Here is a 22,350-nt window from a genome sequence, read left to right as displayed (position 1 = left end):
CGAGGTTCTTTCTATAAAGGAGACGCTATGCCGAATGTCTCCACGATCACCCCGGGCCCGGATAATACCGAGCACACGCCCGAAGGTATCACCGAAACGCTTCCTCTGATCACAGACGTACATGCCGACAAGGAGAGCGGACGCACGAACGACACGGCCGAGATTTCCGATGAAGAGGCATATGCCAAGCTCAAGGCAAAACGTGCCGAACGTCGACGCAAAAAACTGATTCGACGCGGCATTGCCGCCGGCATCGTGGGTGTCATCGCGCTCATTGCCATTGTCGCAACCCTGGTTATCAATGCGCAGCCACAGGGCGATAGCGGGCCTGCGACCGACATGGTGACCGAGGGCACGTTTAGCACAACGGTCGAAGCGAAAGGCCAGCTCAAACCCATTTCGTCCTCAGTGGTCTCCCCTTCTGTCGACGGCACGGTCGATTCGATAAACGTGCAGGCAGGCCAATCCGTCAACGAGGGCGACGTGCTTATGACCATTAAAAACGACGAGCTCGATCGCAACGTTGCCGAGGCGCAGCGCGCAGTTGCAGCAGCTCAGGAAGACCTCGCCAACGCGCAGAAAGCCGCAACTGCCGCGCAGGCCACCCCAACGACGGACGTCGACGAAGCTTCCGCAGCGGCTGGCATCTCCGCCGCATCAGCGGACACGAACGCCGTATCGGCCGCGCAGCGCAGCCTCGCATCGGCCCAGGCAAACCTCGATCAGGCGAACGCCAAGGCCGCCAGCCGTACGATCACGGCCCCGAGCTCGGGCAGCATCGTGGAGCTCAACGCCAAGGTGGGCGCCACGGTAACAGGCGGCATGATCATGGGCGAAAGCGATACGAGCGGCGGCAAGCAGTGCATGCAGATCGCCGACCTGTCCAAGATGAAGGTGACGGTTCAGGTGGGCGAAAAGGATATCGCCAAAATTGCCGTGGGCCAAAGCGCCAACGTGACCTATCCCGCGTTTCCCGATATCGTGAGCCAGGGCACCGTCACGGCTATCGCCTCGGTGGCAACCTCCGACTTCTCCTCCGGGAGCGGCGGCAGCGTGACCTTTAACGTCGACATCCTCATCGAAGCACCCGACAGTCGCCTTAAGCCGGGTATGACTGCCGAGGTCTCGGTAGTGACCGAGAAGCTCCACGACGTGGTGATGGTGCCGACCATGGCGCTGATGACCGAAGATGGCGAGCAATATTACGTCAATCTGGCCACCGATTCGGAGGGCAAAAAGACGCGCCGCGTGAAGGTGACCGTCGTGGCGCAAAACGACAACGAGGCTGTAGTCGGTAAGACGCAGGTCAAGCGCGACGACCAGGGCAACGAGATCAACACTAACGTGCCGGTTACCAAGCTGCGCGATGGCGACACCCTCGTCATGGACACCGGAGCGGACGCAACGGCTGACGACGGCTACAGCGCGGATTCGGGCAGCATGTCTGCCGACGAGGGCATGTAATGCGTCCCGTCATCGACATTCGCAACGTGCATCGCATCTTTGAGAGCGAGGCGGGTTGCGCCCATATCTTGCACAACGTGAGCCTGGCAGTAGATCCCGGCGAGTTCGTCGCCATCACCGGCCCATCGGGCTCGGGCAAGTCAACGCTCATGAACATCCTGGGCTGCCTGGACAAACCGACGGCAGGCGATTATTACCTGCAGGGCCTCAACGTGGCCGAGCTCGATGATGACGAGCTCACCGAAGTCCGCGCCCTGAGCATCGGCTTTGTCTTTCAGAGCTTCAACCTGCTGCCGCGCCTGTCGGTTATCGAAAACGTCATGCTGCCGCTGGCATACACTAACGTGCCCCGTAGCCAGCGAGAAATGCGCGCCGTGCACGCGCTGCAGGCCGTCACGCTGCCCGTCGACCACTGGGACCACCGCATATCCGAGCTCTCGGGCGGCCAGATGCAGCGTGTCGCCATCGCACGTGCCCTCGTCAACGATCCGCCCATCATTTTGGCTGACGAGCCGACGGGAAACCTGGACTCGACAACCGGGGCGCTTGTCATGGAAACCTTCCGCAAGCTCCAGGAGCGCGGCAAAACCATCGTGCTTATCACACACGACCCCGGCATCGCCGCCGAGGCCGACCGTGCCGTGACCATCCGCGACGGTCGCATTCACGACGGCGCGTATATTCCGCATGCACCGCGGACCCTGCGCAGCGCCGTAGATAGCCTGCCCATGATTTCCGCCTCCGCCAACCCGCCGAAAGGAGTGATGGCATGAGCGCCCGCGATCTCATCCAGGAAGCCCTTCACTCGCTCGAGGCCAACATGGGGCGCAGCCTGCTCACCATCCTGGGCATTGTCATCGGCATCGCCTCGGTCATTGCCATGACTTCGCTCATCGGTGGCATCCAAAACAGCTTGGTAAACAGCCTGGGCCTCAACGCAGCTCGCATGGTTCAGATCTATTCGTCCCAAGAACTCTCTGATTCTGACGTCCAGAAGCTTCAAAAACTGGTGCCGCAGATAGAACAGATCGGCATTGTCAACAGCGCGTACACCGAGTACAAGACCGGCGATAAAAGCTATACCGTCATGGCACAGGGTGTCGATAGCGACATGCTCGACGCCGTGGGTGCCAGTAAGCTCGTTGCGGGGCGCACCTACACCGATGTCGAGTCAAAGGCAGGCTCGCGCGTGGCGCTCATCAGCCGCGGCGGCGCCGATCAGCTTTGCGGCAACGAACGAGATGCGCTGGGAAAAACCATCAAGGTGTCCAACGGCGAGGTGCAGATTGTAGGCGTGATTGATGGCGGCAGCGACTCCATGGGCTCGCTCACTTTGTATATGCCACGTGAAACCATCTCCGGCCTATTTGGCGACGAGAATCCTTCATTCCCCAGCGTGACGGCACTTGCCGCCGAGGGCACGGACATGGATGAGCTCTGCAAGACCATCGAGTCCAAGGTGCGCGCGATGAAAGGCATCGCGGAGGATGATGAGTATGACAGTGTATCGGCGACCTCCATGAAAAGCGCCATCGATGCACTCAACTCCTTTATGGGCGCATTCTCGCTCATCATGGGTGCTGTCGCCAGTATCTCGCTGCTTGTCGGCGGTATCGGCATTATGAACATGATGCTCACCAGCGTGACTGAGCGCATCCGCAAGATCGGCATCCGTCGCGCGCTTGGTGCAAGCCGACGTGATATCACCTCTCAGTTTTTGGCCGAATCCTCGGCACTGTGCATCACCGGCGGCATTCTCGGTGTTGCGATCGGCTATCTGCTGGCATGGGGGCTCGCGTTTTTTGCCGCCAACTCGAGCATTATGAGCGAGTTTGGAGCCAGCGGGACGATTACGCCGAGCTTTTCCCTTACGACGGTGTTGCTCGCCTTTGCGGTTTCAGTCGGCATCGGCGTAATCTTTGGCTTCTACCCCGCCCGCCGCGCCGCAAAGCTCGACCCGGTCGAGTGTCTCCGCTATCAGTAAGCAACCACCCATACGTTGCGGTGAAATACTGACTGTTTATGCGTTTAAAAGCGCATATTAGACACTATTTCAACGTAACTTAGAAGGTGTCGGGGCATGACACTTCGCCCCAAATCAAATTGATTCGTTGAATAGACACATTACGGATTCTTTAGACGCATTTAATTCCACATATGGGTATTATCTCACACGAAGTACACGTGAAAGGATATGCTCATGTCGCTTACACAGTCAGCGGAGCGCGCAGCGCTCAACAAACTCATCGATTATCTCGACGACAACCCGCAGGAAAACATCGACAAAATCATGGACCTTGTGAACAAGCTGGTCCCCGATCGCGTATTTCCCGCGCAGCGCGAGGCGTTCACCAACGTCATCAAGAGCCGCGGCAACTGGTATGACCTGATCATGCGCGTCTTCACCCTCAATCCCGATATGCGCACCAAGTTGCTCAAGGCACTGATTGTCGACGGCAACCTGCTCGCGTGGCCGCAGCAGGAAAAAAGCCGCGAAAAGTACCAGTGCAATATTCCGTGGGCCATCCTGCTCGACCCCACGAGCGCCTGTAACCTGCATTGCACGGGCTGCTGGGCAGCCGAGTACGGCTATAAGCAGAATCTCTCATTTGAAGACATCGACTCTATCATCACGCAGGGCAAAGAGCTCGGCACGCATATCTACATCTATACGGGCGGCGAGCCGCTCGTCCGCAAGCACGACCTCATCAAGATCTGTGAAAAGCACCAAGATTGTGTGTTCCTTTGCTTCACCAACTCCACCCTGATCGACGAGGCGTTTTGCGATGACATGATCCGCGTGGCAAACTTTGTCCCTGCCATCAGCGCCGAGGGCAACGAGCACACCACCGATGCCCGCCGCGGCGAGGGCACCTACGTCAAGATCGAGCATGCCATGAAGCTCCTGCGCGAGCGCAATCTGCCCTTTGGAATATCGACCTGCTGGACGAGCGCCAACGCCGATACCGTCGCCACCGAGGAAAACATGGATTGGATGATCCGCGAGGGAGCGCTCTTCTGCTGGTACTTCCACTTTATGCCTGTCGGGCGCAACGCCACCTCAGAGCTCATGCCCACGCCCGAACAGCGTGAGCACATGTATCGTTTTATACGCGAGATGCGCGAGAAAAAGCCGCTCTTTACGCTCGACTTCCAAAATGACGGTGAGTTCGTGGGCGGCTGCATCGCCGGTGGTCGCCGCTACCTGCACATCAATGCAGCGGGCGACGTGGAGCCCTGCGTGTTCATCCACTATTCCAACGCCAACATCCACGATGTGAGCCTGCTCGATGCGCTGCGCTCTCCCCTCTTTATGAAATACTACGAGGGCCAGCCGTTCAACGACAACTATCTCAAGCCCTGCCCCATGCTCGAGAACCCCGACGTGCTGCCCAAGATGGTGGCCGAGACCGGTGCCAAGAGCACCGACCTGGTCGAGAAGGAATCGCCCGAGCAACTGCGCGAAAAGACCCGCGCCGCAGCCGAGGCCTGGGCGCCCGTGGCAGAACGCATTTGGAACGATCCCGACGATCCGCTCTACATCAAACGCCATGAGGACGAGACGCAGGGCATGGCCGACAGCGACATGCATAAGTTTGAACAGCAGGGCCGCAAGCTCAAGAGCAACTGCTAGCGCTTGATAACGGAGCAGGCAGCAAAGACGCGGGCGCCTCGGGAGGGGCGCCCGCGCTAGGACAAACGGGTCTCCAAGCTCGAAAGACCGTTCAGAGTCAGGTCGTTGGCGACTGCCGAGACGCGCTCAATGGCGACCGAGCCATCGGACAATGCCCACGTGCGATAGATGCCGATAATACCGGACAGCAAGAACGCCAGGTAGTATTCGAACATTTCGTCCTTAATGCCCTCGGGCAGCAGGCCGCGCTCGGCAATCTCGTGCTCGAGCGGCACACGCAGGCGAGCCATAAAGTCGTCAAGCGGAATGTTTTCGATGAGCTGGCGATTGAGCAGCAGGTTGTTGCACAGTGCCTCGTTAACGGTTTTAAAGAAGGTCGCCGCCGCGCCCAGGGCGCGCTCGTTGGTGTCACCGTCCATGGAAGCAAGCGTTTTCTCGACCGAGTCGACAATCATCTCCACCACATCGACGGCAATGGCATCGAGCAAGCCATCAACCGTACCAAAGTGAACGTAAAAGGTCTTGCGGTCGACATTGGCCTCGCGCGCGATGGCACTCACCGTAATGTCTGCCAGCGGCTTTTCCATGAGCAGGCGCTCGAAAGCGGAAAGGATGGCAGTGCGGCTGCGAACGATGCGGCGATCAATACGCGGTTTGCTGGTGGCCATGGGCGTGTCCCTTCGATATACGGGCACTCATCAACAGATGAGAGATAATCTACGTAAGAGGATTATCCCCCATACAGCACAAATATGCCCCGCATCATGAAGAACGCACGACTGCCCTACTGCGACTTAAGGTGCTTCTTCTTATTGAGTGCCGACGGAGATACGCGAATACCATCGCCTGTCTGGCGCACATAGGCTTTATGAGCCGGCTTAGCGGTCCCAGAAGCCTTCTGAGCGTGCTTCTTGGGATCAACGGTAACAGCATTCGTGGGGTGCGGCTTAGTGGGCGCAGAGGGCGTCTGAGGCGTGCGGCCGAGCTTGCACATCACGCGATCCCAGCGCGCATGGATGCTCTCGTTGTGGGCGCTCTTAAGGCCCAGCAGGGGCGCAGCCAAAATGGTCGGCGCAATAAACGTAATGAGGCGCCACAGCAGATAGCCGGCGGTCGAAGCCGATCCAAAAAAATGACCCAGGAAAAGCGCGAAGCCACCCTCGGCACCGCCGGTGCCACCGGGCAGGGGAACAGCAGAGCTGAGGAGCTGAACAAAGGCGCTCGCGGCCATGACCGAGAAAAAGTCGACCTCGTGGTGGCCAAAGGCAAGCATCAGAAAATACGGCACCAGATAGAAAAACGCGAGCTGCAGCATGGTGATAAACACGGTGAGCAGCATGGACGAAAAATGGCCAGCCGAAAGCTTGAACTTCTCGGAGAACGAATAGACCTCGCCATCGACAAACGTGCGCCATCCCTCGATCTTAGTGGACGAGACACCTATGCGCTCGAGCCAATTAATGATGCAATGGGCGACGCGCGTGACGGTCTTAGGCATGAGCGCGACGGCAAAGATACCTAGCAAGATGCAGCAGTGTCCGCCAAAGCTAAAGACGCACAGCAGTGTCATGTCGCCATAGCGCTCGGCGAAAAACGGCATGCGAGCAAGTAGCAGGATAGCACCCCAGGCAACAAGGCCAAACTGATACACGATAAAACGCGTGAACTGCGTGGCGCCGGCCTCGCCGACATTTTGGCCCGCTTTGGTCAGGCGGTAAATCTGGGCAGGAGTCGAGCCCATCATCATGGGCGTCAGGTTACCAAAAAAGATGCCGCTAGCCTCGACAGAGATCAGGTCGCGAATGCCGACGGGTGAATTGGGGTCGAGCCAGACGGCGATCGCATAGGCCACAATGCCAAAGAACAGATACATGAACATGCATAGACACGCGACAACGAGCCAGGGCGCCTGGACGCTCGACATAGCAGCCCAGAACTGCCCCATCTGCCCGGTTACCACCAGATAGAGGATATAACCCACCAGCACAACGCCGATAAAGATGGCGCCGCGGCGTGCGCTCTTATTGTCATCGCCGCCCGAGGCCTCAACCTCGACCAGGGGCTTGGACGTATGCTGAGAGGACTCCGTCATGAGACTCCTTCTAACAGTCAAAATAACTTGGTTATTGTACCCGTAAGGGCCATAAGCAGAACGCAAAGCTCTTGTTCAAACGGGAATTGCAGACGGTTGTTTGATAATAAAAAACCCGGCCTTCCGTGGGAAGTCCGGGTATCAGATGCGTGGTAGCCCGTACCAGATTCGAACTGGTGATCTCCGCCTTGAGAGGGCGGCGTCCTAAACCGCTAGACGAACGGGCCATAAATCTCGGCAGAAAAGAAATGGTAGCCCGTACCAGATTCGAACTGGTGATCTCCGCCTTGAGAGGGCGGCGTCCTAAACCGCTAGACGAACGGGCCACATGACATCTGCACTGCCGTGCTGCGAGGAAATATATTACGGGACAAAAAACGCGAGCGCAAGAAAAAATTACAAATTGCCGAAAATTTGTCGGCAGGTTATGGAACGCGCAGGTCAGCAAGGTAGTTAATTTGGGACGGGGCTTTTTTAGCTGCCCTAGCCGTCAATCGACCGAACCGCCGGTGCTGCCAGCAGGGGTAGCTAAAAAAGCCCCGTCCCAATTTAACTACCCTAGGTTGAGATGGACCAAAAGAGCTTCGCGGTCGTTGGGGATGTTGTCCTCGATCAGGGCGTCGAGCGCTGCGTTGAGAAGCTGACCTAGCTCGGGCCCCGGCTTCACACCGGCGCGGATCAGATCGCCGCCGTTGATGGCGAGCATCTTGAGCGTATAGGGCTCCCCTGCCTCCAGTAGCTCGTGCGCCAGCGCGCGCATCTCCTCGATGGTCTCGACGTAATAGAAGCACGACGGGGCCTTGCCGAGCGTATCGGCACGCTTGAGATCCATGAGCTCGTCCATCAGGCGGGCGGTGTCGACGCCCTCGCCCGAAAGCAAGCGCATCATATTGAGCAGACAGGAACGCTCGGGGCGCAACGGTTTATCGTGATACTTGATGAGCAGACACACGTCACGGATCAGGTCATGCGAAAGCGCCAGGCGATCCATAATGACGCGCGCCTTCTTGGCCCCGAGCTCGGGATGACCGTAAAAGTGGCCGCTGCCCGCATGGTCGACCGTAAAACACTCGGGCTTGGAAACGTCGTGCAAAAACGCCGCCCACATCAGGCTCGACGAGGGCGCGACGCCGTCACACAGCGCCAGCTCCCCTGCCACCGTCAGCACGCGGGCAATATGCTCGTAAACGTTAAAGGCATGGTAGACGCTGCGCTGATCAAACCCGCGACCCGCTGCCAACTCGGGCACGGCGGCGCAAACAAGCTCGGGGTAGCGCAGCATGGCGTCTCCCCCGTGGCCGGTCGAAAGGATGCCCTCGAGCTCAATGCCCACACGCTCGCGCGTCACGGCATCGAGCAGCGGCGCGCACTCGGCAAGGGCACGCTTAGTCTCGGGCTCAATCACAAAGTCCAGGCGGCAGGCAAAACGCACCGCACGCAGCATGCGCAGGGCATCCTCGTTAAAGCGACGCTTGGGATCGCCGACGGCACGGATCAGCTTTCGCTCCAAATCACCCTGGCCGTCGTAGCGGTCGACAAGCCCGCGCTCGGGATGCCAGGCCATGGCGTTGACGGTAAAGTCGCGGCGCGCCAGATCGTCCTCAAGCGACGCCGCACGCTCCACGCTTTGCGGATGGCGGCCATCGGTGTAAAAGCCGTCCAGGCGGTACGTAGTGACCTCGATGCGCTCGCCATCACTAATGGCGGTGATGCCGCCAAATTTAATGCCCGATTCAACCACCGCAATGCCGGCAGCCTCGAGTGCTGTCTTGGACTCCTGCCACAGGCCGCTGCAGCACATATCAACATCGTGGCTGGGGCATCCCATAAGGGCATCACGTACCCAACCGCCTACGTACCAAGCCTCAAGACCAGCTGACTCGAGCGCGCGTAGGACGCGCAGGGAGGCGGCTGACGGCTGCGTAGCGTTAAGCGAAACTGTGCACATTCCTGTGGCCTCCTGCAATTGCGAGTGTATTGATTGTTGGTTCTCAAGAAGTCTAGCAAGAAACAGAAGAAGGCGCACACACGAACCCACTTCGCGCACGATTGAGCCCCAAGGGCTCGACAGCAATCTTAAAAAAACACCCGTCTCGAAAAGCCGAGACGGGTGATCGACAAGCAAAGAATGTAACCGTGTGCCGCGCTAGCAAACCTGACGGATGGCAATACCCTTCTTGTACTCCTCCACCTTGGCAAAGTCACCCAGACCCGGGCACTCGACCACGTTGGCGCCGGTTGCCATCGACAGGCGCAGGGCGTCCTCGACGCGCTCGGGGGCGTCGTGCCACACGGACAGGAAAGCGGCCAGGGAGGAGTCGCCCGCGCAGACGGTCGACAGCAGCTTAACCTCAAAAGTACGGTTGGCAAACCAGATGTGCTCGCCGTTGGAGAAGTACGCGCCGTTGCCGCCGAGCGTCAGCAGCACGTTCTTAGCGCCCTTGGCGTGCAGCTCGGCCATGGCACCCTTGACGGACTCATCGTCGCCGCCGCTTACCTTAATGCCAAAGATATCGAGCAGCTCGTCGTCATTAGGCTTAATCAGCAGAGGCTCCATGGCAATGAGGTCTGCCAGCTGATGGCTCGAGATATCGAGCACGAACTCGGCACCCTTGGCCTTGACGCGGCGAAGCACCTCGGACAGGAAACCCTCGGAAGTGTTGGGGGGCAGTGAGCCGCTAATGACCAGGCAGGTCATGTCGTCGAGCGAATCGATGAGCTCGAACATCTCCTGCTCGTTGGCCTCGTTGATGGCGGCACCGGCGTTGACCATGTTGTACTCGGTATCGGGGCCCGCGTTGAGGAACACGTTGACGCGCGTGATGCCATCGGTCCACACGGGCTTGACGGGTACGCCCAGGGCCTCGGCGCCCTTGACGATAAACTCGCCAGAAAAGCCGGCGAAGAAGCCCAGGATCGTGGTGTCGACGCCGTAGTGATCGAGGGTGAACGAGACGTTGAGACCCTTGCCGTTGGGCGTGTAAACGGCGTTGCGGGTACGCGTGACGGTGTTGGCGTCAAGACCGTCACAGGCGATATTGTAGTCGATGGCGGGATTTGCAGTGAGCGTGTAAATCATGAATGTTCCTTTCACAAGGCAACGTGTTAATGAAAGTATATTCCACACATCGGAAAAAGGCTAGGACAACTCGGTAAACGGTGTGAAAGCGATGAAGTACGGCAGAACATGTCTCCCCCATGGGCGAACAAAAAAGGCGCCCCGGGCGAAACCGGGGCGCCGCATGCGCACGAATATGTCGCGTTTCGATTACTGACGATCGAGCTTGCGGACAGCAATGCGCTTGCTGTACTCGTCGACGTGACCAAAGTCGCCAATGCCGACGGACTCGGCAACGTTGGCACCGGTGGCCATAGCGAGCTTCATGGCCTCCTCGACGTTGTCGCGGTTCTTGTACCACTTGTGCAGGAACGCAGCGAGGGTGCAGTCGCCGGCGCAGACGGAAGAGACCAACTTGATGTTGAACTCACGCTTCGCGTACCAGATGTCCTCGCCGTTAGAGAAGTAGGCGTCGCCGCGGCTACCACGGGTGAGCAGCACGTTCTGAACGCCGGCCTCGTGAGCCAGCTTCATGGCAATGCGGACCTCGTCGTCGGTATCGACCGGCACACCGAAGATAGCCTTCATCTCGTGATGGTTCGGCTTGATGAGCAGCGGCTTCTTGTGAGCGAGCTCCTTGAGCTTGTCGGAGGACAGGTCCAGGACGACGTCGGCGCCACGAGCCTGAGCGTGCTCCATGACCTGAGCCAGGAAGTCGGGCGTGGCTTTGGGAGGCACGGAGCCGGAGACGATCAGGCACTCAAGATCGCCCGCGGTGTCCAGGATGTTGTAGAGCTCCTCCTGGTGCTGCGGCGTAATCGGAGCGCCGGGGTTCAGGATGCCGTACTCGTGCTGGCCATCGTTGACGTAGGTGTTGATGCGCGTGATACCGTCGGTCCAGACCGGGCGGCACAGGCAACCGAGGTTCATGACCTCCTCGACGATAAACTTGCCGGTGAAGCCAGCGAAGAAGCCGAGCGCGACGGTGTCGACCCCCATCTTCTTGAAGGCGAAGGACACGTCGAGGCCCTTGCCGTTGGCCGTGTAGCTGGCCGAACCGGTGCGGACGTTCTCATCGGGCTCAAGCGGAGAGCTCGAAACCGTCATGTCGACAGCCGGGTTAGCAGTTAGCGTGTAGAACATTTACAGTACCCCCTGTATACGTGAGGGCCGCGTGGCCGGCCCATTCCAGCCACGCGGTTACCTCTGATACCAAATTAGCGAGCCGCGGACTCGAGCAGCGCCTTGACCTCGGCGGCGGTGTTGCAGGCGAGCGCCTTCTCGGCGAGCTCGTCGCACTCGGCCCTGGTCCACTGGCTGATGGTCTTGCGGGCGCGCAGGATCGACGGAGCGCTCATCGAGAACTCCTCCAGGCCCCAGCTGATCAACAGCGGCTCAAGCAGCGGATCGGCAGCGGCCTCGCCGCACATGCCGACCATGATGCCTGCCTTCACGCCGCTCTCGATGATGTTCTTGAGAGAGCGGAGCACGGCGGGATAGTACACCTGGTACAGGTTGGAGATGGTGTCGTTGCCACGGTCGGCGCACATGGTGTAGCCAATCAGGTCGTTGGTGCCGATGGAGAAGAAGTCGGCGACCTCGGCCAGGCGGTCAGCGAGCAGCGAGGCGGCAGGCGTCTCGACCATAATGCCGACCTCGATGTTCTCGTTGAACTTGCGGCCCTCTTCGGTCAGCTCAGCCTTGCACTGCTCGACGAGCTCCTTAACGGCCACGACTTCCTCGACGCAGGTGACGAGCGGGATCATGATCTTGACGTCGCCAAAGGCGCTGGCGCGCAGCAGGGCGCGGAGCTGCACCTTGTACTGGTCGGGGTTGGCCAGGCAGTAACGCACGGCGCGGAAGCCCATGAAGGGGTTCTCTTCCTTGACCATGTGCAGGTACGGAATCTCCTTGTCGCCACCCACATCGAGCGTGCGGATGATGACCGGAGCGCCCTTAAGCGCACTGGCGACCTTGCGGTAGGCGTTGAACTGCTCCTCCTCGGAAGGAAGCTCGGCGGAGTCCATGAACAGAAACTCGGAGCGGAACAGGCCGATAGCCTCGGCGTCGTGATCGAGCGCGTTGGGCACGTCATCGGGGTTGCCGATGTTGCAGGCGATGATCTTCTTGATGCCATCGGCAGTCACAGAAGGCTTGCCGCGGAAGGACTCGAGGGCTGCCTTCTCGGCAGCGAAGGCCTCGGCCTTGGCGGTGTAGGCGGCAAGCGTCTCCTCGTCGGGATCGGCCTCGACAACACCCTTGCCACCGTCGACGACGACGGTCATGCCGTTGCGCAGTGCGGTGCAGCTGTTGGAAACCGAAAGGACGGCTGGAATCTCGAGGGCACGTGCGATGATCGCGGAGTGCGACGTACGGCCACCGGTCTCGGTGACGATACCGGCAACGTGAGCTTTGTCGATCGTGGCGGTCATCGACGGCGTGAGGTCGTGCACGACAACGACGGTGTTCTCGGGCAGGACGGAGAGATCGACGACCTCCTTGCCCAGCAGCTCGGCCAGAATACCGGTGCGGATGTCGGCGATGTCGGCCGCGCGCAGACGGAACATCTCATCGTCCATGGACAGGAACATGTTCTCGAACATGGTCGAGGTGTCCATGAGCGCCTGCTCGGCGCAGGTGCCGCCATCAATGGCGGCGTTGATGGCGTCGGTCATGCCCGGGTCCTGAGCCAGGACAATGTGTCCGCTCATGATCTCGGCCTCGGCCTCGCCCACCGTCTCCTTCATGTGGTCGGCCTGAGCCTGGGTCTTATCGCAGAAGACCGAAAGAGCGGTCTGATAGCGCTCCTTCTCTGCTGCCGAATCAGCAACCTCGTGCGGCTCAAACGTCAAGTCGGGATCGACGGCGACCATGACGGTGCCGATACCGATGCCCTCAGAAGCGTTGACTCCCTGATACATTCCCATTCCTCTCTCCGTGTCATGTGATAAAGCGTTTTGCCATATCCATGACAAAAGAGCGCAGCTACCTTAAAACAGGTCACTGCGCCCCCAAACATGAACTTAGTTGTTCAACATGCGACCCGTTTGAGTTCTACTCGCCAAGACCGCTCTTGATGAGCTCGATGGCAGCAGCCAGAGCCTCGGCCTCATCAGCGCCGTCGCACTTGACCTCAACCTCGGTGCCGCAGGGGATACCAGCAGCCATGAGGGCCATCGGGGACTTGCCGTTGACCTCCTTCTCGGGGGTGACGACCGTCACGTCACAGGCGTACTTGCCCATGGTGGAGGCGAACAGACCAGCCGGACGCATGTGCAGACCCTGAGGATTAACGAGGGTAGCCTTCTCAGAAACCATAGTTGACTCCTTTTTTGTGTTTAACCCCTGTCATGCATGTGGCAGGAGTCAGATTCACGACGTTGTTTATATTAACTCACATCAAACGGTTTTTCATTGTGTTTCAGACGAATTATTGGACAGATGTGTTTGTCGTCCGCTTGCTCGCCGGGCGGGGCGGTTAAGTTTGCTGCTCTACAGTCCTGCGTAAGACGGAAAGCACATTAAGTGCTTTCCTTTGCGTGCGGAACTCGCGACAAACTTAATCGCCCCGCCCGGCGAGCAAGCTGCGGAAACTCGGTCGGTCCAGAGCAATGTCGGCTGAAAGGAATTCTGGCTGATGGGATCAACCGGTGTGTTCTCTATTTTCGAAAAAGGCGGAGGCCCTGGAGAGGGTCTCCACCTTTATTACAGGGGGCGATGTAATTCGCGAACTGTGGGATTAGACCAGGCGGGCGTTGATCGTCTTTGCGATCTCGGCGGCGTCGGTGGAACCCTTGACGGTGGCACGGAAGTCCTCGTCCATGAGCGCCTCGGCGACCTTGGACAGGATCTTGAGGTGCGTGGTGCCAGCCTGGGCACCCGGGATGAGCAGAGCGATGGCCACGTTGACGGGAGCGCCGTCCATGGTGTCCCAACCGGTCACGCCAGACTCGTCCTTGACGACGATGACGGCAGCCTCGGTAATGGCGTCGGACTTGGCATGCGGAATGGCGAAGCCCTCCATCATGCCCGTGGTGCCCTCGGCCTCGCGAGCCAGGAAGGCGTTCATCACGGCGTCGGCGTCACTGGCGATACCGGCCTTGACAGCCTGGTTGGAAACGAAGCTCAGAGCCTCGTCACGAGAAGTGAAGTCCTCGGCGACAAAAACGTTCTCGACCTTCACAAAGTCGGCAGCCTCGGCCTTGGGGGCCTCGACAACAGCGGGCTTGGGAGCCTCGACCGACTTAGAGGGAGCAGCAGGAGCGGCCTTCTGATTCTTCTCGAAGTCGTGCTTCTTGAAGGCCACGAACAGGATGCCACCGACAACGGCGCCGATGAGGATCGCGAGGACCCACAGCGGACCGTTCTCGACAACGGGCAGGACCAGGAAGCCACCGTGAGGCGCCGGATCGTGAACGTTGAACATAATGGTCAGGATCGAAGCGATAGAGGAACCGAGCATCATGATGGGCATGACGGGCCAGATGTTCTTGGTCATGAACGGAATGGCGCCCTCGGTGATGTGGGTGCAACCAAGGATGAGGTTGACGATACCGGCGTCATGATCCTCCTGGCTGAAGTACTTCTTGCCGACAACGACGGCGAAGGTGGTGATCAGCGGCGGAACGATGCAAGCGGCGGAGACGGCAGCCATGAAGTTGGTACCGAAGTTGTAGGTGTCGGTGCCAACACCGGCGGCCAGGGCCTCGGTGAGCATAGCGGTACCGGTGACATAAGCAGCCTTGTTGACCGGGCCGCCCATGTCAAAGGCGCACATGCAGCCGATAGCAAGACCCAGAACAACGGCGCCAGAGGCGGACAGACCCTTGAGGAAGTCCATCATGGCGGTGTTGATGGCAGCCATGGGGCCGGAAATGCCGAGCATGACCAGGCCGACGATAGCCGTCGAGAACAGCGGGTACAGGAAGATTGCCTTGAGGCCGTCCAGGTTTTTGGGCAGACCGGCAAAGACCTTCTCGAGCAGTAGGATGACATAACCGGCGAGGAAGCCACCGACGATGCCGCCGAGGAAGCCGAAGCCCACGCCGGCGCCACCAGCGTCGATCAGGCCGGTCTCGGCGTTAACAGGCAGGCCCTGGATGGCGATCATGCCGGCAACAAAACCGGGGACGAGCGCCGGGCGCTTGCCGATGGATTCGGCGATGTAGGCGGAAAGCACGGGAACCATGAGGTTCATGGCAATGCCGCCGATGATCTTGAGCATAGCGGCGAAGCTGTTGTAGTCGGCAGCCGTCGAATCGAAGGACGTGATGCCCCACAGGAACGAAACGGCGGTCAGGACACCACCGGCGACGACGAAGACCAGCATATGGCTGACGCCGTTCATAAGGTGCTTGTAGATGACGTGGCCGATGGACTCCTTCTCCTCGACCTCGTCCTCGACATCGGCAGCGGCTGCAACCGTGCTGTCGCCCTTGGCGGCGAGCGCGCGGTCAATCAGCTTACCGGCGGCCTCAACGGACAGGGCCTTGGATACACCAACGGAAACCATGGGCTTGCCGGCAAAACGCTCGGCCTGGACATCCTTGTCAGCTGCGACGACGACGGCCTTGGCGCCAGCGATCTCGCTCTTAGTGAGCTCGTTCTCGACACCGACCTGGCCATGAGTCTCGACCTTAATGGTCAGACCGCGCTCGGCAGCTGCCTTCTCCAGCGCCTCCTTCGCCATGAAGGTGTGCGCAATGCCGGTCGGGCAACCGGTCGCGGCAATGATGTCAAACTTAGCCATGTGTCCCTCCTTTTTAAGTTTTGCGCCCGCAGGCGCTCCCCTACACGCGCGTCCTTGCGCGCTTTTCCACAACTGAAAGATACCAACCTACCGTCCGCGTGAGAAGAGACAAGGCGCAATTCTCCGGTGAAAGGTTCTTTCATAACCGTAAACGGTAAGTGAAAGTTTACCATCAACACTTGAAACGGCAAGGTGTATCTTGTAATTGACAATCCCCCTATACTATGACATTACAAAACGAGTCCGATTTTCATGCCAACCAGGAGCCATCCATGACCGATAGTAGCAAGAGCGCGCTTTCCCTCATTAGTACCCATCAGGGATATAGCGAGTCCGAGCAGCGCATTGTCGACTATATATTGGAGCACCAGTCCGAGGCGCCACGCCTCACGGCGGCTCAGCTCTCGCGCGCCGCCGCCACGTCCGAGGCGACCGTTTCTCGCTTCTGCCGCAAGCTTGGCTTTGGTAGCTTCCGCAGCTTTCAGTTTTCGTTGGCAAGGGATTTGGAAAGCCAGCGCAACGAGGGCCTGACTGACGAGGTCTCGCTCGACAATATGGAGCAGAGCCTCAAGAACATACTGGCTGCCAAGGTAAGCGAGCTTAATGCGACCATCGACGGGATCGACCACGATACGCTGGCGGCTGTTGTGCATGCCCTTAAGCATGCAGGGGTTATTGAGTTTGCGGCTGTGGGCAATACGAACGCGGTCGCGCTCGATGCGACGTTTAAGTTTTCGCAGCTGGGCCTGCGCTGCATGGCAAGCACCATTAGCGAGACATCAATCGGCTTTGCGCTCACGTTGCGCCCGGGTGACGTCATCGTGCTTATCTCAAACTCCGGCAAATCGCGCCGACTGAATCGCATGGCAAAAGCGGCTCGCGACTGCGGCGCAACCATAGTCGTCATCAGCAGCGACAGCAAATCCCCGCTCGCGCGCCTGGCAGACTACACCTTTAATACCGTCAACCACGAAGCGCTGCTGACGACGGGCGACTTTGCGTTCTCTAAAATCAGCGCAACGATGATCATCGAGGTTATCTACAACTTCCTGCTGCCCGAAATCGAGGACGCGCGCGAGCATATCAGCTACTACGAGGAGCTCATCCAGCCGGACAAGGTCGTTGAGTAAAACGCGTTGTGGGACAAAAATTACAGTCTATTTTGTCCCACCAACACCGCTGATACGACCTAACCTCGAGCTTCTTCGAGCATCTGCTTTGCGTGAGCCAAGCTTGCCTCGGACTGATCGCCGCTGAGCATGCGGGCGATCTCGGCGGTACGCGCTTCGCCGGTTACCTCGTCCAAATGCGTCTGGGGAACATCGCCCGGTTCCTTGCTGACAACATAATGCTTGTCGGCCATGACGGCGACCTGTGCCAAGTGGGTTACGACAATCACCTGATGCGTAGCGGCGAGATCTGCCAGCACGCCTGCAAGCGCACGCGCCGTGGAGCCACCAACACCAGCATCAACCTCGTCAAACACCAGCGTATCGACACCGTCTGCGTTACCGAGGACAACCTTGCTTGCCAGCATGACGCGGCTTAGCTCGCCGCCCGACGCAATTCGGCGCAGGGGGCGCGGCGTCAAACCGGCACCGCTGCGGTATAGCAGCTCGTAGCTCGAAGGACCAACGGGCGTCCACTCAGCACGGGGAAGATCACGTGACTCCCAGACGAGCTCGGCACTACCCATCTCCAAGCGCGCCATCTGGCGGCCAACCTCATGGCAGAAGCGCGGGGCCGCCGTATTGCGAGCGCGCTTAAGTGCCTTGGCAGCGGCAAACAACTCGCGCTCGGCGATCCCGAGCGCCTCACGCGCCTGTTTGATCTGTTCATCGCCATCATCGACCAGGGACAGCAGCTCTTGCGAGCGATCGCGCATGGCAAACACATCGTCCATGGTGGGACCCCACTGACGCAACAGGCCCTTGAGGTCGGAATACCGCTCACGCATGCGAGCGAGCTCGCGCGGGTCGAAGGCGATGCCATCGCGATAGGCACGAAGCTCGTTCGCGCAATCCTCAAGGGAGATACAGGCATCCGAAAGCGCATCGGCAATGTCACCCAGTTTGCGATCGACGGCAGCCATACGGGAAAGCTCTGCCACGGCACTGTTCACGGCATCGAGCGCTCCCCCTTCGGCGGCAAGCGATGCATGGCCATCGTTAGCTGTGGCAACCAGTACCTCGGCATGTTCGGAGCGCGGTAGCAGTTCCTCGAGCTCCTCATACTCGCCCGGCTTGGGGTCGACCTCGCCGATGCGCTCGAGGGCAAAGCGCGCCTCCTCGACGCGGCTCCCCTGCGCACGCGAGGCCTCTTCGACACGTCGAACTTCCTTGGCGGCAGCGCGCGATGCCTTAAAGCAGGTGCGGTACGCATCCAGCGCCTCGAGCGCAGAGCGCCCCGCCCAGGCATCGACCATCGCAACGTGATGCGCCGGGTCGAGCAAGCGCTGATGCTCATGCTGCCCGCACAAATCCATCATCACGCCAACGCGCTCCGAAAGCTCGCGCACGCTGGCGATGCGGCCGTCAATTTTTACGCGACTGCGGCCCTCGGCGGAAAGGCTGCGCTGCACGGTGAAGCCTTCCGTGTCGTGCGGCCCGTCGAACAAGCGCGCCTCGACGCTCGCCAGCGCCTCGCCCTCGCGCACCATCGACGAATCCGCGCGCTCGCCCAAAATGAGCTTGAGCGCCGAGAGCAGCGCGGTCTTGCCGGCGCCGGTCTCGCCGGTCAGGACAGTCAGGCCGGCACTCGGCACCAACGTCGCCTCGCGAATGAGTGCAATGTTAGAAACCTGCAGCTCATCGATCATGACGGACTCCGTAGAATACGCGGCTCACCGAGTTATAAAAGCTCTCGGGGCCGTAATCGAGCAGCAGCACATCTCCGGGCCCACGACGCGCCGCCACGCTCTCGACGGTCCCATCGCAGGTAATAAACTGTCCATCGATAGCGATCGCCGGAACGCTCGGGCGGTCATCAGACATAAAGATTTCGACGACATCACTCGGCGAAGTCAAAAAGGCACGGGCCTGAATGGTGTGCGGGGCAATGGGTACGCAGACCATGCCCGTATAGTCGGGGCTCACGATGGGGCCACCGGCACTCAGCGCGTACCCCGTAGAACCAGTCGCCGTGGACACGACCACGCCATCACCACGCAAGCGATCGATATGGTGGTCCGACACTGTGATGTCAAACTCGACCATATCGGAAAGGGGGCCGCGCGTGAGCGCCATGTCGTTGAGGGCGAACGTGCGCACAACATCCTTCGTGCCATCGTCGCGCACGGACACGATATCCGCGGCGATCGTGGCGCGACGGCTCACGTGCAGCTCGCCGGACAGGGCATCGCTCACGACCTGCAGGATGTCGCGCTCCTCCGGACTCGCAGCAGTTAAAAAGCCCAGGTGGCCATAGGAAAGACCGAGGATAGGAATCTCGCGATAGTTGAGGATACGAGCCGCGCGCAGCAGCGTGCCGTCGCCGCCGAGCGTAATGACCAGGTCGGCATCGTCAACATCGGGCGCGCTCTGGATCTTGGAGCGCTGATCGGCAGCCCATGCCACCTCGTAGCCCTGGCGCGAAAGCCAAAGCTCGAGCATCAGGCCACTCTCGACCGCCTCTTGCTTGTAGTAATTGGGAACCAGAAAGACCTTCATAGCGTTGCAGCTTTCTCGCTCAAAACCGATACCTGGGATTGCAGCTCATCGTCGGTGCGTTCACCGGGGGCAAACCTCGTGCCGTACAGGAAAAACTCAACGTTGCCCTTGGCACCATGAATGGGTGACACGCACACATCGACCGGGAACAGGCCCTTGGCAGCAAAGAGCTCAATCGCCGCCGCGAGTGTATCGCGGCGCACAGCGGGATCGGTCACAATGCCGCCCTCACCCACCAGCGCCGCCGGAGCCTCAAACTGCGGCTTTACGAGCGTGCAGAATGCGCCCATAGGTGCCAGGCACGCCAGCACCGCATCGATAATGTTCGCAATGCTGGTAAACGAGACATCACACACAGCCAGGTCGATGGCGCCCGCATAGCCAAGCTCGGGCAGCTGCGTCACGTTTGTGCGCTCATGCAGTGTCACGCGATCGTCCTGACGCAACGACCAATCGAACTGGGCGCGACCCACGTCCACCGAGACAACGGTCGCAGCTCCGCGCTTGAGCAGGCAATCGGTAAAGCCGCCGGTAGAGCAGCCAACATCCAGACAGGCAAGGCCCGTCGGATTGATGTCAAACGCATCAAGCGCGCCTTCGAGCTTAAGACCGCCGCGGCCGACATAGGGAATGCGCCCCTTCACGTGCAGCGGCAGACCCGGGGTCACCTTAAGGCCCGGCGAAGTCAAGCGCTCGCCGCCACTCGAGACCAAGCCGGCCATAAGAGTGCGAAGGGCATCCGCGCGATCGGCGCAGATGCCCTGTGAAATCAGTTCGTCATCAAGACGCACGCGTTTCATGAATGCCATCAACCATTCGTATCCGGAGATGCGGCTAGCTATCCTGGGATTCGTTTGCCGCGTCCTCATCGTATTCCTGCTCGAGCTTATCGGCCTCACGCGGAGTCAGCTCAAACTTGTCGACCATATCGACCGCGCGGGAGCCCAGCTCAATCGCCTCGTCAAACAGATCGAGTGAACGCTCCAAGGACGTATCCTTGGAGCGAACGGTAGCGATGATCTGGTCTAGACGGTCCGAGATCTCGTCAAAGTTGCGGACAGAACCCTCTGGCATGACTACTCCTCGACGGAGTCGGCCTCGACGGCCTCAGCAGCGTCCGCATCCTCGGCTAATACGCCGGCGGCAGCCTGAGCGGCAGCGACCTTGGCGGCCGCCTCGGCAGCCTGTGCCTCCTCGCGAGCGCGATCCTCGGCCAGCAGCTCCTGGTACAGGTCCTCGCCCGGCAGCTCCTCGCTGCGAGCGATCTTGCCCAGCACGCCGTTGACAAACGATGCGGACTGGTCGGTACCATAAGCCTTAGCGATTTCTACGGCCTCGTTGATCACGATAGCGTCCGAAACCTCTTCGTCGGTGAGGAAGCGCATCTCATAGACAGCGATACGCAGCAGATTGCGGTCGGCACCGGGCATGCGCATAAGATCCCAGTTCTTGGCGACGGCGCGCAGGGCACAGTCGATGCGATCAATATGCTCGTAGGCACCGCGGCAAAGCACCAGCGCATAGGGGTCGAGGGGACCCTTCGAGATCAGGAAATCGCCCTCGAGGACACGCTCGAGCGGGCTGTCCGTGGCCTCGGCCTGGAACAGCAGCTGCAGCGCCTGACTGCGGGCAAGCGTGCGCCCGCGATAAACCTTAAGGCTCAAAGGTTACTCCTTGGGGAAAACGAGGCCGTCGATGCAAACGTCAACGCGCTCGACCTCAACGCCCACCTGGGCATCGATGGCGGCGACCACGGCGGCGCGAACGGCCTCGGCGAGTTTCTTGAACGGATAGCCAAAGAACACCACAACACGCACGGTGAGTGCGAGCTTGTCACCGACGACCTCGGCCTCGACCGCCGGCTCGGAAGCCGGGGCCTTGGACGAGAGCATCATGGAGACAAGGTTGGTGGCAAGGTCCTTGACGCCAACGGAGGCGATGCCCTCGACATCGGACACGGCGCGCGAGACGATGGCGGTCAGAACATCGGGTGAAATGCCGATGCCGTCAATCTTGATTTCCTGGGGCATGAGTCCTCCTAGAAGAGTTGGTTGCTAGACGCGGGAGACGAACTTGCCGTCGCGGGTGTCAACCTTGATGACCTCGCCCTCGTTAAGGTACATGGGGACCTGGATGACAGCGCCGGTGTCGATCGTGGCCGGCTTGGTGGAACCCTGAACGGTGTCGCCCTTAAAGCCCGGGTCGGTCTGGACAATGGTGGTCTCGATGAACATCGGCGGGGTCACGCCCATGAGCTCATCGTCGGCGAAGAGCAGCTGGCAGATGTCGTTCTCGCGCAGCCACTTGGAGTTCTCGCCCACCATGTCCTCGGGAACGGGAACCTGTTCATAGGACTCGTTGTCCATGAAGATGTAGTCGGTGCCATCGTTGTAGAGGTACTGGAACTCACGGGTGGTGAGCATGACGCTCTCGAACTTGGTGCCGGCGTTGCAGGTATTCTCGACGACGCGGCCGCTCTTGATGTCGCGGGTCTTGTAGCGCACAAACGCGCCACCCTTTCCCGGCTTGACATGCTGGAACTCGACGATGGTGTAGACCTTGTCCTTAATGCGGAGACCGAGGCCGTTCTTGAAGTCGGCGGTAGAAATGGTAGGCATAGCGACCTTTCTTGTTATAGGCAGAACGCACAAGCGTCCAAATTACATACGACCGAAATTATACACT

Annotated in this window: 20 protein-coding genes and 2 tRNA genes; 5 read left to right on the top strand and 17 right to left on the bottom strand. The window is 59.7% G+C overall.

Translation table 11 applies throughout. From position 1 onward, the window contains the following. Nucleotides 1-27 precede the first annotated feature (27 nt). The 4 genes from DXD49_RS04110 (at nucleotide 28) to DXD49_RS04095 (ending at nucleotide 5,098) form a co-directional block, all read left to right on the top strand. Entirely contained in the window at nucleotides 28-1,464 is a 1,437-nt protein-coding gene (locus DXD49_RS04110; RefSeq protein WP_158564853.1) for an efflux RND transporter periplasmic adaptor subunit, read from the top strand. Then, entirely contained in the window at nucleotides 1,464-2,237 is a 774-nt protein-coding gene (locus tag DXD49_RS04105; RefSeq protein WP_117762933.1) for an ABC transporter ATP-binding protein, read from the top strand. The genes DXD49_RS04110 and DXD49_RS04105 overlap by 1 nt, the downstream gene beginning before the upstream one ends. Next, nucleotides 2,234-3,448, top strand: coding sequence for an ABC transporter permease (locus DXD49_RS04100; RefSeq protein WP_117794272.1), 1,215 nt, complete (start codon nucleotides 2,234-2,236; stop codon nucleotides 3,446-3,448). Before DXD49_RS04105 ends, DXD49_RS04100 begins: the two co-directional genes overlap by 4 nt. 216 nt (nucleotides 3,449-3,664) lie before the next feature. Further along, a complete protein-coding gene (locus DXD49_RS04095) occupies nucleotides 3,665-5,098 on the top strand; it encodes a radical SAM protein (protein WP_117794271.1) in 1,434 nt (477 codons plus the stop codon). A gap of 56 nt (nucleotides 5,099-5,154) precedes the next feature. On the opposite strand, the gene DXD49_RS04090 is transcribed toward DXD49_RS04095, so the two are convergent. From DXD49_RS04090 to DXD49_RS04045, 10 genes are all read right to left on the bottom strand, one after another. Continuing rightward, entirely contained in the window at nucleotides 5,155-5,766 is a 612-nt protein-coding gene (locus tag DXD49_RS04090) for a TetR/AcrR family transcriptional regulator (RefSeq protein WP_117762930.1), read from the bottom strand. 116 nt (nucleotides 5,767-5,882) lie between these two features. Beyond that, nucleotides 5,883-7,190, bottom strand: coding sequence for a lysylphosphatidylglycerol synthase transmembrane domain-containing protein (locus DXD49_RS04085; protein ID WP_117762929.1), 1,308 nt, complete (start codon nucleotides 7,188-7,190; stop codon nucleotides 5,883-5,885). Between the two features lie 150 nt (nucleotides 7,191-7,340). Beyond that, nucleotides 7,341-7,417, bottom strand: a tRNA-Glu gene (locus DXD49_RS04080). Between the two features lie 22 nt (nucleotides 7,418-7,439). Beyond that, nucleotides 7,440-7,516, bottom strand: a tRNA-Glu gene (locus tag DXD49_RS04075). A 227-nt stretch (nucleotides 7,517-7,743) separates the two neighbouring features. Continuing rightward, nucleotides 7,744-9,138, bottom strand: a complete 1,395-nt coding sequence (locus tag DXD49_RS04070) for a CCA tRNA nucleotidyltransferase (RefSeq protein WP_117794270.1) — start codon at nucleotides 9,136-9,138, stop codon at nucleotides 7,744-7,746. Nucleotides 9,139-9,336: 198 nt separating this feature from the next. Continuing rightward, nucleotides 9,337-10,269 (bottom strand): 1-phosphofructokinase family hexose kinase, encoded by a 933-nt coding sequence (locus DXD49_RS04065; protein ID WP_117735075.1) that lies wholly within the window; start codon nucleotides 10,267-10,269, stop codon nucleotides 9,337-9,339. A gap of 189 nt (nucleotides 10,270-10,458) precedes the next feature. Continuing rightward, nucleotides 10,459-11,391, bottom strand: a complete 933-nt coding sequence (locus DXD49_RS04060; protein WP_117735074.1) for a 1-phosphofructokinase family hexose kinase — start codon at nucleotides 11,389-11,391, stop codon at nucleotides 10,459-10,461. A gap of 74 nt (nucleotides 11,392-11,465) precedes the next feature. After that, the gene (gene ptsP, locus DXD49_RS04055) at nucleotides 11,466-13,169 is read right to left on the bottom strand and encodes a phosphoenolpyruvate--protein phosphotransferase (RefSeq protein ID WP_117735073.1); all 1,704 of its coding nucleotides are present in this window, start codon (nucleotides 13,167-13,169) and stop codon (nucleotides 11,466-11,468) included. A gap of 133 nt (nucleotides 13,170-13,302) precedes the next feature. Beyond that, a complete protein-coding gene (locus DXD49_RS04050; RefSeq protein ID WP_022094575.1) occupies nucleotides 13,303-13,566 on the bottom strand; it encodes an HPr family phosphocarrier protein in 264 nt (87 codons plus the stop codon). A 421-nt stretch (nucleotides 13,567-13,987) separates the two neighbouring features. Next, a complete protein-coding gene (locus DXD49_RS04045; RefSeq protein WP_117794269.1) occupies nucleotides 13,988-15,997 on the bottom strand; it encodes a fructose-specific PTS transporter subunit EIIC in 2,010 nt (669 codons plus the stop codon). A gap of 272 nt (nucleotides 15,998-16,269) precedes the next feature. On the opposite strand from DXD49_RS04045, the gene DXD49_RS04040 reads away from it, so the two are divergent. Further along, nucleotides 16,270-17,127 carry a MurR/RpiR family transcriptional regulator gene (locus DXD49_RS04040; RefSeq protein ID WP_118273438.1) on the top strand — a complete coding sequence of 286 codons (858 nt, stop codon included), beginning with the start codon at nucleotides 16,270-16,272 and terminating at the stop codon, nucleotides 17,125-17,127. Between the two features lie 59 nt (nucleotides 17,128-17,186). Here DXD49_RS04040 and DXD49_RS04035 read toward each other — a convergent pair whose 3' ends face one another. From DXD49_RS04035 to efp, 7 genes are read right to left on the bottom strand one after another with little or no spacing between them, the layout of a single operon-like run. After that, on the bottom strand, nucleotides 17,187-18,815 hold the full coding sequence (locus DXD49_RS04035; RefSeq protein ID WP_117762926.1) for a DNA repair protein RecN: 1,629 nt from the start codon (nucleotides 18,813-18,815) through the stop codon (nucleotides 17,187-17,189). Further along, nucleotides 18,805-19,665, bottom strand: a complete 861-nt coding sequence (locus DXD49_RS04030; RefSeq protein ID WP_117762925.1) for an NAD(+)/NADH kinase — start codon at nucleotides 19,663-19,665, stop codon at nucleotides 18,805-18,807. Before DXD49_RS04030 ends, DXD49_RS04035 begins: the two co-directional genes overlap by 11 nt. Next, nucleotides 19,662-20,465, bottom strand: a complete 804-nt coding sequence (locus DXD49_RS04025) for a TlyA family RNA methyltransferase (protein ID WP_233539338.1) — start codon at nucleotides 20,463-20,465, stop codon at nucleotides 19,662-19,664. The genes DXD49_RS04030 and DXD49_RS04025 overlap by 4 nt, the downstream gene beginning before the upstream one ends. A gap of 34 nt (nucleotides 20,466-20,499) precedes the next feature. Beyond that, nucleotides 20,500-20,739 (bottom strand): exodeoxyribonuclease VII small subunit, encoded by a 240-nt coding sequence (locus tag DXD49_RS04020; protein ID WP_006233978.1) that lies wholly within the window; start codon nucleotides 20,737-20,739, stop codon nucleotides 20,500-20,502. A gap of 2 nt (nucleotides 20,740-20,741) precedes the next feature. After that, complete coding sequence (gene nusB / locus DXD49_RS04015; protein ID WP_147326609.1) at nucleotides 20,742-21,329, bottom strand: transcription antitermination factor NusB; 588 nt, start codon at nucleotides 21,327-21,329, stop codon at nucleotides 20,742-20,744. 3 nt (nucleotides 21,330-21,332) lie between these two features. After that, nucleotides 21,333-21,695, bottom strand: a complete 363-nt coding sequence (locus DXD49_RS04010) for an Asp23/Gls24 family envelope stress response protein (protein ID WP_006233982.1) — start codon at nucleotides 21,693-21,695, stop codon at nucleotides 21,333-21,335. Between the two features lie 24 nt (nucleotides 21,696-21,719). Further along, nucleotides 21,720-22,283, bottom strand: a complete 564-nt coding sequence (gene efp, locus DXD49_RS04005) for an elongation factor P (protein WP_006233983.1) — start codon at nucleotides 22,281-22,283, stop codon at nucleotides 21,720-21,722. Nucleotides 22,284-22,350: the final 67 nt, after the last annotated feature.

This window comes from Collinsella sp. TM05-38, assembly GCF_003466445.1.
Lineage (GTDB): Bacteria > Actinomycetota > Coriobacteriia > Coriobacteriales > Coriobacteriaceae > Collinsella.
Note: the sequence above shows the minus strand (reverse complement) of the source record. Positions and strands in the feature narration are given on the sequence as shown.